This is a genomic window from Caldimonas hydrothermalis (assembly GCF_056746695.1).
This window is the reverse complement of record NZ_JBWQXA010000011.1, coordinates 35,393-48,868: the sequence shown is the minus strand read 5'-3', so window position 1 is coordinate 48,868 and position 13,476 is coordinate 35,393. Positions and strand designations below refer to the sequence as shown.

General features: G+C 68.7%; 12 protein-coding genes. 7 read left to right on the top strand and 5 right to left on the bottom strand.

Annotated elements, in window-relative coordinates:
- The first annotated feature begins 110 nt into the window (after positions 1-110).
- A complete protein-coding gene (locus tag AC1ECW_RS13485; RefSeq protein WP_409709263.1) occupies positions 111-536 on the top strand; it encodes an OsmC family protein in 426 nt (141 codons plus the stop codon).
- A 59-nt stretch (positions 537-595) separates the two neighbouring features.
- On the top strand, positions 596-1,501 hold the full coding sequence (locus AC1ECW_RS13480) for a ketopantoate reductase family protein (RefSeq protein ID WP_481202031.1): 906 nt from the start codon (positions 596-598) through the stop codon (positions 1,499-1,501).
- Here the strand turns inward: AC1ECW_RS13480 and AC1ECW_RS13475 are convergent.
- On the bottom strand, positions 1,485-1,916 hold the full coding sequence (locus tag AC1ECW_RS13475) for an Ig-like domain-containing protein (RefSeq protein WP_409702851.1): 432 nt from the start codon (positions 1,914-1,916) through the stop codon (positions 1,485-1,487). The genes AC1ECW_RS13480 and AC1ECW_RS13475 overlap by 17 nt on opposite strands.
- Positions 1,917-2,020: 104 nt before the next feature.
- Between AC1ECW_RS13475 and uvrA the strand changes: the two genes are divergently transcribed.
- Positions 2,021-4,933, top strand: a complete 2,913-nt coding sequence (uvrA, locus tag AC1ECW_RS13470; protein WP_409702849.1) for an excinuclease ABC subunit UvrA — start codon at positions 2,021-2,023, stop codon at positions 4,931-4,933.
- Between the two features lie 20 nt (positions 4,934-4,953).
- Here uvrA and AC1ECW_RS13465 read toward each other — a convergent pair whose 3' ends face one another.
- Complete coding sequence (locus tag AC1ECW_RS13465; RefSeq protein ID WP_409702847.1) at positions 4,954-5,838, bottom strand: alpha/beta hydrolase family protein; 885 nt, start codon at positions 5,836-5,838, stop codon at positions 4,954-4,956.
- A gap of 234 nt (positions 5,839-6,072) precedes the next feature.
- On the opposite strand from AC1ECW_RS13465, the gene AC1ECW_RS13460 reads away from it, so the two are divergent.
- Both AC1ECW_RS13460 and AC1ECW_RS13455 read left to right on the top strand, forming a co-directional pair.
- Complete coding sequence (locus tag AC1ECW_RS13460; RefSeq protein WP_481202030.1) at positions 6,073-6,810, top strand: lipase secretion chaperone; 738 nt, start codon at positions 6,073-6,075, stop codon at positions 6,808-6,810.
- Positions 6,811-6,894: 84 nt separating this feature from the next.
- Complete coding sequence (locus AC1ECW_RS13455; protein WP_409702843.1) at positions 6,895-7,500, top strand: 2-hydroxychromene-2-carboxylate isomerase; 606 nt, start codon at positions 6,895-6,897, stop codon at positions 7,498-7,500.
- A 49-nt stretch (positions 7,501-7,549) separates the two neighbouring features.
- Here the strand turns inward: AC1ECW_RS13455 and AC1ECW_RS13450 are convergent, their stop codons facing one another.
- On the bottom strand, positions 7,550-8,542 hold the full coding sequence (locus AC1ECW_RS13450) for a Bug family tripartite tricarboxylate transporter substrate binding protein (RefSeq protein WP_409702841.1): 993 nt from the start codon (positions 8,540-8,542) through the stop codon (positions 7,550-7,552).
- Positions 8,543-8,797: 255 nt separating this feature from the next.
- Between AC1ECW_RS13450 and AC1ECW_RS13445 the strand changes: the two genes are divergently transcribed.
- Complete coding sequence (locus AC1ECW_RS13445) at positions 8,798-11,281, top strand: PAS domain S-box protein (RefSeq protein ID WP_481202029.1); 2,484 nt, start codon at positions 8,798-8,800, stop codon at positions 11,279-11,281.
- A 39-nt stretch (positions 11,282-11,320) separates the two neighbouring features.
- Here the strand turns inward: AC1ECW_RS13445 and AC1ECW_RS13440 are convergent, their stop codons facing one another.
- Both AC1ECW_RS13440 and AC1ECW_RS13435 read right to left on the bottom strand, forming a co-directional pair.
- Entirely contained in the window at positions 11,321-11,677 is a 357-nt protein-coding gene (locus AC1ECW_RS13440) for a phage holin family protein (protein ID WP_409702855.1), read from the bottom strand.
- 72 nt (positions 11,678-11,749) lie between these two features.
- Positions 11,750-12,190, bottom strand: a complete 441-nt coding sequence (locus tag AC1ECW_RS13435; RefSeq protein ID WP_409702837.1) for a hypothetical protein — start codon at positions 12,188-12,190, stop codon at positions 11,750-11,752.
- Positions 12,191-12,472: 282 nt separating this feature from the next.
- Here AC1ECW_RS13435 and AC1ECW_RS13430 point away from each other — a divergent pair, with 282 nt between their 5' ends.
- Positions 12,473-13,441 carry a TerC family protein gene (locus tag AC1ECW_RS13430; RefSeq protein ID WP_409702835.1) on the top strand — a complete coding sequence of 323 codons (969 nt, stop codon included), beginning with the start codon at positions 12,473-12,475 and terminating at the stop codon, positions 13,439-13,441.
- Positions 13,442-13,476: the final 35 nt, after the last annotated feature.

Below are 13,476 nucleotides of genomic sequence, written 5' to 3'. Positions count from 1 at the left end.
GAAGCGGCCTGTTTGTTGCATCGCAACATTGTAAGGCCTTTGTTTCCCGGGTGCGCGACACAGGACTTTGGTCTACCTTGGGGGCCTGTTCACCCGAAAGGAGACCTGGCATGAAGCGCAGCGCATCGGCCGCCTGGAGCGGCGGCCTCAAGGACGGCCAGGGCCGTCTGTCCGTGGGCAGCGGCCTGTTCACCGAGGCCCCTTATGGCTTTGGCACCCGCTTCGAGAACGGTCCGGGCACCAACCCCGAGGAGCTGATCGCTGCTGCCCATGCGGGCTGCTTCTCGATGGCCCTGTCGGCCCAGCTCGGCGCGGTGGGTCTGACGGCGCGCAGCATCCGCACCACCGCCACAGTGTCGCTGGAGAAGGTGGGCGAAGGCTTTGCCATCACCGCGGTGCATCTGGACCTGGTGGCCGAGATCCCCGGGGCCGACCGCGCCGCCTTCGAAGCGGCCGCCCAGCGCGCCAAGGAGGGTTGCCCCGTGTCCAAGGTGCTCAACGCCACGATCACGCTGGACGCGCGGTTGCAAGCCTGATTCGCCGCCCGCCCCAGACCCCTTACCATCGCCGACAGTGATTCCGGCAGGAGCGGGCGATGAAGTGGGCGGTGATGGGCGCGGGCGCGGTGGGCGGCTACTACGGCGGCATGCTGGCGCGTGCCGGCCACCAGGTGGTGTTGGTCGGACGGCCAGCGCATGTGCAGGCCATGCGCGCCCGCGGGCTGCGGCTGCAGACGGCGGCCTTTGACGAACAGGTGGCCGTGCAGGCCCACACCGAACCGGCGGCGGTGGCCGGCGCCGACGTGGTGCTGTGCTGCGTGAAGTCTCCCGACACCGAGGACGCCGCGCGGGCGATGCGGCCGCATCTGCGTGCCGATGCCTTGGTGCTGAGCCTGCAAAACGGCGTGGACAACGCCGAGCGGCTGCGGGCCGTGCTGACGCAGGAGGTGCTGCCGGCGGTGGTGTATGTCGCCACCGAGATGGCTGGCCCCGGCCATGTGCGCCACCATGGCCGCGGCGAGCTGGTGATCGGCCCCTCGCCGCGCAGCGCCGGCCTGGTCGAGGCCTTCGGTGCGGCCGGCGTGCCGGTGCAGGTGTCCGACAACGTGGCCGGGGCTTTGTGGGCCAAGCTCGTGCTCAACTGCGCCTACAACGCCTTGTCGGCCATCGCCCGCCTGCCCTATGGCCGCCTGGTGCAGGGCGAGGGCGTCGCCGAGGTGATGCGCGATGTGGTGGACGAATGCCTGGCCGTGGCGCGCGCCGAAGGCGTGACGCTGCCCGGCGATGCCCACGAGGCGGTGCGTCGCCTGGCCGGCACGATGCCGGCGCAGTATTCGTCCACCGCCCAGGACCTGGCGCGCGGCAAGCCCAGCGAGATCGATCACCTCAACGGCCTGGTCGTGCGCCGAGCGGCGGTGCACGGGGTGGCCACCCCGGTCAACCGTGCCTTGTGGGCCCTGGTTAAGCTGCTCGAGGCCCAGCCGCTCAGGGCAACACCGTGACCGTGACCGTGGCGCTGTCGGTGCGGCGGTCGGCCACGTCCACCGCGCGCGCGAAGTAGCCCACCGAGCCGCTGGCGTCCGACGGCACCGTGGTGGTCCAGGTGTAGGGGCTGCGTCCGACGCTGCCCAGCAGCACGGCGGTCTCGCCGCTGCGCCGGAAGAAGAGGACTTCGTCGATGCCGCTGTCGTCGCTGGCCGCGGCCGAGAGCAAGACGGTGGCACCGGCGCTCGCGCTTGCGGGCGAGACGACGAGCGACACGCTCGGGGGGTGGCGGTCCCAGCCCCCGTCCCAGCCAATCCAGCCCTGACCCCACTCGACGAACACGCCGCCTCCGCAGCCGGTCAGGGCCGCCAGGGCCAGGGCCGCCGGCAGCTGGCGTCGGCACCGTGCGGACAGGGGGATTGGGGGTGTCATGAGCGCATCCTAGCGTTTGCGCCGGGGCTTGTCCCGGCCCTTGCGGTCAACGCCCGTCGGCGTGGCGCACTATGATGGCCGGTTTAGCGTTCCTGCCGCGTCCCATGTCCCAGCGCCCGCCCGTCGCTCCCATCCTGTCGGCCGATGCCCCCCTGATCCGCGTGCGCGGCGCCCGCACCCACAACCTCAAGAACATCGACCTGGACTTGCCGCGCCAGCAGCTGGTGGTGATCACCGGGCTGTCGGGCTCGGGCAAGTCCTCGCTGGCCTTCGACACGCTGTATGCCGAAGGGCAGCGCCGCTACGTCGAAAGCCTGTCGGCCTATGCGCGGCAGTTCCTGCAGCTCATGGACAAGCCCGACGTGGACGTGATCGAGGGCCTGAGCCCGGCGATCAGCATCGAGCAGAAGGCCACCAGCCACAACCCGCGCTCCACCGTGGGCACGGTCACCGAGATCCACGACTACCTGCGTCTGCTCTATGCCCGTGCGGGCACCCCCTACTGCCCCGACCACGACCTGCCGCTGGAAGCGCAGAGCGTGAGCCAGATGGTCGATGCCGTGCTGGCCCTGCCCGAGGATACGCGGGTGATGATCCTCGCGCCCGTGGTGCGTGACCGCAAGGGCGAGTTCGTCGAGCTCTTCCAGGACATGCAGGCCCAGGGCTTCGTGCGCTTTCGCATCGGCTCGGGCGGACAGGCCGGTGTCGTCTATGAGGCCGCTGAACTGCCCAAGCTGAAGAAGACCGAGAAGCACGACATCGACGTGGTCGTCGACCGCCTCAGGATCAAGCCGGGGCTGCAGCAACGCCTGGCCGAGAGCTTCGAGGCTGCACTGCGCATCGCCGACGGGCGCGCCATCGCGCTGGAGATGGACTCGCTCACCGAGCACCTCTTCTCCAGCAAGTTTGCCTGCCCGGTGTGCAGCTACTCGCTGGCCGAGCTGGAGCCGCGGCTGTTCTCGTTCAACTCACCGGTGGGCGCCTGCCCCACGTGCGACGGCCTGGGCGAGGTCACGGCTTTCGATCCGCAGCGCGTGGTGGCCTTCCCCTCTTTGAGCCTGGCCAGCGGCGCGATCAAGGGCTGGGACCGCCGCAACGCCTACACCTTCTCGATGCTCGAAAGTGTGGCACGGCACTACGGTTTCGACCTCGACACGCCCTTCGAGGACCTGCCCGAGCCGGCCCGCCGGGTGATCCTGTACGGCTCGGGCGAGGAAGCCATCGAGTTCGTCTACGAGGCCGAAGGCAGCGCTGGGCGCAAGCGCAGCGTGAGGCGCTCGCATCCCTTCGAGGGCATCCTGCCCAACTTCGAGCGCCGCTGGCGCGAGACCGATTCGGTGGCCGTGCGCGAGGAACTGGCCCGCTACCAGAGCAACAAGCCCTGCCCCGACTGCCACGGCACGCGATTGCGCCGCGAGGCCCGACACGTGCGCCTGGTCGATGCCGCCAGCGGCAGGGGCACGCCGATCTACGAGATCTCGCGTGCCACGCTGGCGCAGGCGCTGCGCACCTTCGAGACGCTGCAGCTCAAGGGCGCCAAGGCCGAGATCGCCGACAAGGTGATCCGCGAGATCCGCTCGCGCCTGAGCTTTCTCAACAACGTGGGCCTCGACTACCTCAGCCTGGACCGCAGTGCCGACACCCTCAGCGGTGGCGAGGCCCAGCGCATCCGCCTGGCCAGCCAGATCGGCTCGGGCCTGACGGGGGTGATGTACGTGCTCGACGAGCCCAGCATCGGGTTGCACCAGCGCGACAACGACCGCCTGATCGGCACGCTCAAGCACCTGCGCGACCTGGGCAATTCGGTGCTGGTGGTCGAGCACGACGAGGACATGATCCTGGCGGCCGACCACGTGGTGGACATGGGGCCGGGGGCTGGCGTGCACGGTGGGCGCGTCATCGCCCAGGGCACGCCGGCCGAGGTGGCGGCCCATGAGGAGTCGCTCACCGGCCAGTACCTGGCGCGCAAGCTGAAGATCCCGGTGCCGGCGCGCCGCCGGCGGCTGGCCGACAGCACCGACCCGCAAGTGCTGCGCATCGTCAATGCACGCGGCAACAATCTGCGCGGCGTCACGGTCGAGATCCCGGTGGGTCTGTTCACCTGCGTGACCGGCGTGTCCGGCTCGGGCAAGTCCACGCTGGTCAACGATACCCTGTACGCCGCGGTGGCGCGCAAGCTCTACCAGAGCCACCTGGAGCCGGCACCGCACGACGAGATCGAGGGGCTGGACGTCTTCGACAAGGTCATCAACGTCGACCAATCGCCCATCGGCCGCACCCCGCGATCGAACCCCGCGACCTACACGGGGCTCTTCACCCCCATCCGCGAGCTGTTCGCCGAGGTGCCGATGGCGCGTGAGCGCGGCTATGGCCCGGGGCGCTTTTCGTTCAACGTGGCCGGCGGGCGCTGCGAGGCCTGCCAGGGCGACGGCGTGATCAAGGTGGAAATGCACTTCCTGCCCGATGTGTACGTGCCCTGCGACGTCTGCCACGGCCGGCGCTACAACCGCGAGACGCTGGAGGTGCTCTACAAGGGCAAGAACATCACCGAGGTGCTGGACCTCACGGTGGAAGACGCCTACGCCTTTTTCGACGCCGTGCCGGCGATCGCGCGCAAGCTCAAGACACTGCTCGATGTGGGCCTGGGCTACATCCGCCTGGGGCAGAGTGCCACCACGCTGTCGGGCGGCGAGGCGCAGCGCGTGAAGCTGGCGCTGGAGCTGTCCAAGCGCGACACCGGTCGCACGCTGTACATCCTGGACGAACCCACCACCGGGCTGCATTTCCACGACATCGGGCTGCTGCTGCGCGTGCTGCACCAGTTGCGCGACCACGGCAACACGATCGTGGTGATCGAGCACAACCTGGACGTCATCAAGACCGCCGACTGGGTCATCGACATGGGCCCCGAAGGCGGGGCCGGCGGTGGCACCGTGGTGGCCGCCGGCACGCCCGAGGACATCGCCCGCCACCCTGCGAGCCATACCGGCCGCTACCTGCGACCGTTGCTGAGCTGAGCCGGGGCCGCGTTCAGCGTTCAGTACGGGCAGTTGTTGTACGAGCGCGAGACCTCGTAGCTCGTGATCACGCGGTTGTACTCGGCCCCGCACACGAAGGGGCTGTAGCGCGTGTCGTTGTCGACGAAGCGCTTCATCCACGAGATGCCCAGCTTGCCCAGCGTGGCGTCATGGCCGCCACCGTTCATCACGCAGAAGTGGTCGTCGTTGCGGATCTCGACGTAGTTCTTGCGCGTGCTGCTCGGGATGGCGTTGTAGAACGGGATGGCATGGCTGGACACCGGCGCGATGCTGTCGTCTTGGCAGCCGAAGATCATCGTGGGCACGCTCACGGTGCGGAAGGCCGTGGACGAGGTGTTCCACGGCGCCATCGGGATGGCGGCCTTGTAGCTGGGGTTGTCACGCGCGGCCAGCAGCGAGCCGCCACCGCCCATGGAATGACCGGCCACCGCGCGGCGGCTGGTGTCCACCTTGCGATAGATCGGGCTGGAGCTGCGGCCGTTTTGTGTGGCCAGATAATCCAACGCGGCCTGGAGCTGACGGGCCCGGCTGTCGGGTTGGTCGTACAAGGTGATGGTGTCGATGACGAGCACGACGAAGCCGTGCGAGGCCAGGCGTTCGCCCCAGAAGGTCATCGTCGAGGACGTGCCAGTGAAGCCCGGCGACACCGCGATCGCGCCGTAGGTGCCGCTGGCCGTGGGGTAGTACAGGCGCCCGCCGCCAAAACCACTGACCGCATAGCGCGACACCGAGGTGCTGCGAATGGCAAACGGGCCGTTGCGCTCCAGAGCCGAGGCCGTGGGGTCGGGGCCTTTTTGATATTGGGCTTGAGCAGCGGCGGGCGCCAACAAGGCCGCACCAGCCGCAATCGCTGCGGCCATCGTCGAAAGAGTCCAAGATTTCATGAAGATGTCTCCGAACGTCATGCATGATGATGAATGCGCGGCCCTGGCTGGAACAGCCTGTTTCCGATTGAAACATATTAAAATGCACGGCCGTGCACTTTCATCATTGCACGCGCGGGCGTGCGTCTCCCACGGGTTTTCCCGAGACCGGGGAATGCCCCTGTCTCCCGGGTGTCATCTGCTGCCCGTGCATTCCCTAGATCCAAAGGGTTGGCGGCGGTGCAAGATGCGCGCATGCTGATCTCCCGACGCACTCTTGCCTGGCTTGCGGCCGCCGTCGTGGCCGTGGGCCTGGTGGCGGCCTGGCAGCTTTGGCAGTCGGCTCCCGACGAGCCCCGGGCCGGGGTTGCGCCGCAGGCGCGAGCCGTCTCCGAAGGGGCCATGCCGCAGGCTTCCGCCGCGGCGGATGCCAGCCCCGGCTTGCGCGAGCCCATCGATCTGATGGGCTTGACGGTCGATGTCGCGCGTTTGTTCGACATCGGCTACGCGGGGGGCTTGACGATCGACGAGCGCACCCTCGACGCCTTGGAGACGGTGCTGTCGCACATGCCCGAACACTGGGACGCCCAGGACTTGGAGCGCTTGTCCTGGACGCTGCGTGACGGTTTGCCGGCCGCCGATGCCCAGCGCGCGCTGGGCCTGATCCAGACCTATCGGGACTACCTGGGCCAAGCGCGTGCGCAATTGCAGCAATGGGGCATACCCGCCAACGCACAAGATGCGCAGCAGTTTTTCGATCGCATGCAAGCCTTGCAGCGGCAGCATTTCGGTGCCGAGACGGCGCAAGCCCTGTTCGGTGAGGGCATGGAGCATGGTCGCGTGGTGATGGAGGCGGCCTTCGTGGCCCAGGATGCCTCCCTCAGCCCCGAAGAGCGCAGCGCGCGTTTGCAAGCTTTGCGCGAACGACTGCCGCCGCAGCTGCAGCAGGCCATCGTCGAGGAGCCGTCGGTGGCCGTGTCTGGCGGATCCTGAGTGCACCAGGGGGGATCGCGGCGGCCCGGCTGCGCCGCGGTGAGGCTCGCCGTACAGTGCGCAAGCACTGCCAGGAGCGTCCCCATGACTTTGACCGTCGATTACTACCTCGCCCCGCAGTCGCCCTATGTCTACCTGGGCCATTTGCGTTTCTGGGACATCGCCCGGCGCCATCGCGCGACGATCCGCGTGCTGCCCATGGATCTGGGCGGCAAGGTCTTCCCGGTCTCGGGCGGGCTGCCGCTCAAGCAGCGCGCGCCCCAGCGCCAAGCCTACCGGCTGTTGGAGCTCAAGCGTTTCGGCGAGTACCTGAACATTCCCATCCACCCGGAGCCGGCCTACTTTCCGGTCGCCGGTGACGACGCGGCCAAACTCATCGTCGCGGTGGACCTCAAGGACGGCACCGAGGCGGCGATGCGCCTGGTCACGGCGGTCACGCGGGCTGTGTGGGCCGAGCAGCGCAACATCGCCGATGAGGCGGTGCTCGCAGCGCTGCTGCGCGAAAGCGAATTGCCGTCCTCGCGCATCGAAGACGCCCACAGCCAAACGGTGCACGAGCGCTATGAGGCCAACACCCAGCAAGCCATCGACGCCGGGGTGTTCGGTGCGCCCAGCTACGTCATCGACGGCGAGCTGTTCTGGGGCCAGGACCGGCTCGATTTCGTCGAGCGACGCCTGGCCCGGGGCTGAGGCCCGCGCGTGGCCGCCCGCAGCCCCGGGGGGCGAGATCCGAGGCCTTTCAGTCCACCTTCGCCCCCGAGGCCTTCACGACGGCCGCCCATTTCTTGATCTCGCTGTCGATCAGGCGGGCGAATTCCGCCGGGGTGTTGCCGCTCGGAATGGCGCCTTGGGACTGCAGCCGCTCCTTGATCGCCGGATTGGCCAGGGCCTTGGCGGTTTCCTGCTGCAAGCGGTTGACGATGTCGGCGCTCGTGCCTGCCGGGGCCAGCAGGCCGAACCACGAGCTGGCTTCATAGCCCTTGAGCGGGCCGGCCTCGGCAATCGTCGGCACGTCCGGCAGGGCCTCCGAGCGCGAGGCGCTGGTCACCGCCAGGGCCTTGAGCTTGCCGGCCTTGATGTGCGGCATCGACGAGGGCAGGTTGTCGAACATCAGGTCCATCTGGCCGCCGATCAGGTCGGTCACGGCCGGCGCCGAGCCGCGATAGGGAAAGTGGACCATGTAGGTGCCGGTCATGGTCTTGAACAACTCGCCCGCCAAATGGATGGACGTGCCGTTGCCGCTGGAGGCCATGTTGAGCTTGCCGGGGTGGGCTTTGGCATAGCGGATCAGGTCCGGGACGGTCTCGATCTTGTACTCGGCCGCCTTGGCCGGGTTCATCACCAGCACATTGGGCACGCCGGCCACCAGGGTCACGGGCGCGAAGTCCTTCTGCGGGTCGTAGGGCAGCTTGCCGTACAGCGAGACGTTGATGCCATGGGTGCCCACCGTGCCCATCAGGAGGGTGTAGCCGTCGGGCGCGGCGCGCGCGACCTCGGCCGCGCCCACGTTGCCGCCGGCGCCGGGTTTGTTGTCCACCACGAACTGTTGTCCGAAGGCCCGGCTGAGCTCGGGGGCCAGCGCACGGGCCAGGATGTCGGTGGTGCCGCCCGGGGCAAAGGGCACGACGATGCGCACGGGCTTGGTGGGCCAGGCCGACTGCGCCTGCAGGGCCGGCGCGAAGGCCAGGGCGAGGGCGGCCAGGCACAGGCCGCGGCGGGTGAAGCGTTTCATGAGGTCTCCGTCGTCGATCGAAAGTCTCCCGCAGTGTGGACGCAGCCGCCGGCGGTCTGCATCGGGGCGATCCCCGGGTCGGTCCGCCGGCGCGGCGATCGGCAATAGTGCACGTTCGCGCCGTTTGCGTGGTGTCGGCCAGGTCTTTCCTAGGGTGAGCGCGTAGACCTGCCGTCCCAGGGTGGCTCCTAGAATCCGGGGCGCCTTTCCCAACCGCCCTATGACAGCCGCGTGATCCCTGTCCAGGAGCACCGAGTGCTCGCGCCCTTGGTCAGCGCCGCCCCGCGCTGGCCCGCACCCGCCTATGTCCTCCTGGCTGCGGCGGGGGCGCTCGCCATCCTGGCCTTCGGCGGAGCCTTCGCAGGCCTGGGCGCCTGGACCCGCTGGGCCGGGGGGGCCGGGGTGCTCGGGCTGGCGGCAGTGCTGGCCTGGCACATGCGCATGCTGCTGCGCGAAGCCCGCACGCAGGAGCGTCGCTATCGGCGCCTGTTCTCGCGCTCGCCCTCGGCCCTGGTCATTCACCGTGCGTGGCAGATCGTCGTCTGCAACGAGGCCGCGGCCCGCATCATGGGCCTGGCCCGGCCCGAGGACCTGATCGGCCGTGACCTGCTGTCCTTTTTCGACGAGGACTCGCGTGAGCGTGCACGCGCACGGCTGCAGGCGCTGGCCGCGTTGGCGCCGGACGAGAGCCTGCCGCTGGCGGACCTGGTGATCGTGCGGCCCGACGGGCGTCAGGTGATCGTCGAGGCCACGTCCACCCGGGTGGAGCTGCCCGATGGACCGGTCACCGAATCGATGTTCCTCGACGTGACCGAACACCGTGAGGCCCAGGCGGCGCTGCGTCGCTCGGAGGCCCTGCTGACGGGCCTGTTCGAGGCCTGTCCCGACATCATCACGGTCACCGAGCCCGAGACCGGGCGGTATGTCCGGGTCAATCGCCGCTTCACCGACGTCATTGGCTATGCCCCGGAGGAGGCCGTCGGCCGCACCGTGCTCGAGCTGGGCATGCTGCCCAGCCAGGCCGAGCGGGAGCGCTTTCTCGGTGTGATCGAGCGCGAGGGTCGCATCGTCAACTTCCCGATGCGCTACCGCACCAAGGACGGACGCGAGATGCCCATGCGGATCGCCGGCACCTTCTTCGAGGTGGGTGGCCGGCGCTACCTGCTCGTGATGTCGCGTGACATGAGCGAGCACCAGCGTGTCCTGGCCGAGTACCGCGCCATCTTCGACAACGCCTCGGTAGGCATCGTGCTGGTGCGCCGGGGCCGGATGCGCCAGGTCAACGAGCGCTTCGAGCGCATGCTGGGCTGGCCCGCCGGCAGCCTGGCCGGCCGGTCGGTGCGCGACATCTGGCCCAGCGACGAAGCCTTCGCGCGCGTGCGGGCGACGGCGCAGCGAGCCATCGCCTCGGGGCAGCCGCTGGACTTCGAGTGGCAGATGTGGCGGCGCGACGGCAGCCCCTTCTGGGCCCGCTCGCGGGCCACCGTGCTGAGGGACGTGCCGTCAATGACGCCGGCGCATGACGGGCGTGACACGATCTGGATCGTCGAGGACGTCACCACCGAGCGCGAGGCGGCCGCCCAGCTCGCCGCCGCCACGGAGCGGGCGGAGGCGGCCAGCCGGGCCAAGAGCGCCTTCCTGGCGAACATGAGCCACGAGATCCGCACGCCGTTGCATGGTGTGCTGGGGCTGGCCCAGCTCGCGGCCCTGCCCGAGGTCGAGCCCGACCGGCGCAAGGACTACCTGCAGCGCCTGGTGGAAAGCGCCCGCTCACTGTCGGCCGTGATCTCGGACATCCTGGATCTGTCCAAGATCGAGGCGGGCCGGCTCAAGCTCGAGTCCATCGAGTTCGACCTGCCCGAGCTGCTGCAGGCCCTGCACGACACCTATGGCGAGCTCGCACGCGCCCAGTCGCTGGACTTCGAGCTCGAGCGGCCGGACGACCTGCCGACGCGGGTGTGCGCCGACCCGGTGCGCCTGCGCCAGATTCTGGGCAACTTCCTGAACAATGCGCTGAAGTTCACCGAGCGCGGCCGCATCACGCTGCGCGTGGACCGTGGCCGCCGGGGGGGCTGGCGCTTCGAGGTGGAGGATACCGGCCCGGGGATCGATCCGGCCTTGCACGACCGCCTCTTCGAGCCCTTCATCCAGGCGGACGACTCCATCACGCGCCGCTATGGCGGCACCGGGCTGGGCCTGTCGATCTGCCGCCAACTGGCGCGCCTGATGGGCGGCGAGGTGGGGGTGCGCAGCCAGCCGGGCCAGGGCAGCGTGTTCTGGGCCGAACTGCCCCTGCGCGAGGTGCAGCCGCACACCCTCCCTCAGGCCCTGGGCGGTCCGGATGCGCAGGCACTGCAGGGCGCGCGTGTGCTGGTGGTGGAGGACAACCCGGTGAACATGATGATCGCGGTCAGCATGCTCGAGCGCTGGGGCATCGAGGTCGTGCAGGCGTGTGACGGGCAGCAGGCCCTGGAGGCGGTGGAGCGCGACCAGGGCCGCTTCGATGCCGTGCTGATGGACGTGCACATGCCCGACATGAGCGGCTATGACGTCACCGCACGGATCCGGCGCCGCCACGGGCCCGAGGCGCTGCCCATCATCGCGCTCACCGCGGCCGCCATGGTGAGCGAGCAGCGCCGTGCGCGCGAGGCCGGCATGAACGACTTCGTGCCCAAGCCCATCGACCTGGACGACCTGCACGCCACGCTGCATCGCTGGGTGCGCCCGCGCGCGTCCTGACCACCCCCGCGAGCCGGCCGGGGCCAGGCGCTGCGGACCTCAGCGGCTGCGGCCGAAGAGCTGCTGCAGGGCCGCGTCGATCAGCAGGCCCAGCGCACTGTAGATCAGCGAGCCGATCAGCGCGGCCGTGAAGCTGGGCACCGTGAGCCCGGCCAGCAGGTAGCCCGCGAAGTAGAACAGCAGCGCGTTGATGACGAAGAGGAACAGGCCCAGCGTGACGACCGTGACCGGCAGCGTGAGCACCACCAGCACGGGGCGCACGACGGCATTGAGCAGGCCCAGCACCAGGGCCGCGACCAGCGCGGCGCTGAAGCTGGCCACCTGCACGGCCGGGTAGACATAGGCGACGAAGAGCAGGGCGGCGGCCAGCAGGCCCCAGCGCAGGAGGATGAGCATCATGCGTCCAGCATAGCGCAGGCCAGCGCGACGGCGCCCGGCTCCCGCACGATCGCGGCCTGGGCGGGTCGCTCAGGCTTCCGACAACGCGACCAGGGCCCCCAGTCCGAAGAGCAGCAGGGTCGTGCGCCAGGCCGGCCGCGCGCGTTCGCGGGGCGGCTCGATCGGAGCGCTCGCCTTGGGGCGTCGCAGGTCCACGACTTGATCGGGCCGCAGCGTGCCCAGCAGCTCATCGAGCGGTCCGCGGGCCAGCACGCAGCGCACCCGCAGGCCGTGGGCCGCCAGCCAGGGCTCCAGCTCATCGAACAGTCTGTGGGCCCACTTGGTGCGCCAATGCTCGCGAGCTCCGTGCGAGACCCACTTGGACACCCGGTGGGTCATGCGTGGCGCGCAGCCGACCAGGACGATCTCGTCGGTGTCGGTCTGCAGCGCAGCCGGCCGGCCCTCCAGCAGGGGCAACAAGCGCTCCCGGGTGTGAGAGGCATCGTCCACGAGAAAGACCGTCGTGCGCATGGGGTTCCTTGTCATTGGGGGGGACTGTCGTCGGATGGTCAAGTCTGATCCGCTGGGCTGTCCATCGGCATAAAGCCCCATCGCTTGCCGGGTTATGGTGGGGGCCGCGACAATCCCGACTGTCGAAAGGGGAGTAGCACACGGTTCCCCACCGTGGCGACGGCCCGTCAGTACGGACGCATCCGCCAGGATGTGCCCGGGTCCCGCAGGAAGCCGGCCCGCCAGGGCTGCGACTTCGCCCCGCAAGACCTTTCGGCGCAATCAAGCTTTTGTGGAGTGTTCATGAACACCATTGCGCCCGATTGGCTGTGGGTCTTCTTTGTCGTTTCCGTCCTCGTGGCCCTGTTCATCGACTTCGTCGTCCTGCGCAAGCAGGGGGCGCATGCGGTGTCGGTGAAGGAGGCCTTGAACTGGTCGATCGTCTGGGTCGCGTTGAGCTTTGCCTTCAACGGCCTGTTCTGGTGGGCCGTGGCCCAGGACCACGGCACGGCCGTGGCCAACGTCAAGGCCACCGAGTTCCTCACGGGCTACCTCATCGAGAAGTCGCTGGCGGTCGACAACATCTTCGTCTTCCTGATGATCTTCACCTACTTCGCGGTGCCGCCGGCCTATCAGAAGCGGGTGTTGATGATCGGCATCATCGGCGCCATCGTGCTGCGCACGGTGATGATCCTCCTGGGCAGTTGGCTGGTGGCGCAGTTCCACTGGCTGCTCTATGTGTTCGGCGCCTTCTTGCTCATCACCGGCATCAAGATGTGGTGGGCCTCGGGCCAGGAGCCGAACCTGGAGGACAACCCAGCGCTCAAGCTGTTGCGCCGGCTCATGCCTGTGTCGAAATCGTTCGACGGTGAAAAATTCTTCACGATCGAAAACGGCAAGCGCATCGCTACGCCTTTGCTGCTGGTGGTGGCCCTGGTGGGTGTGATCGACGTGATCTTCGCAGTGGATTCCATCCCGGCGATCTTTGCGATCACCACCGACCCCTTCATCGTGCTCACGTCGAACATCTTCGCCATCCTGGGCCTGCGGGCGATGTATTTCCTGCTGGCGGCCATGGCCACCAAGTTCCACCTGCTCAGCTACGGCTTGGCGGTGATCCTGGCCTTCATCGGCACCAAGATGCTGCTGATCGACGTGGTGAAGATCCCGGTTTTCGCCTCGCTGGGCGTGGTGGCGGCCATCCTGGCGATCACGATGATCCTGAGCGTGCGCACTGCGCCGAAGCTGCCGGCACGCCGCCCCGGGGAATGAACCCTGCGCGTGCCCGGGCGCGTTGATCGCACGCG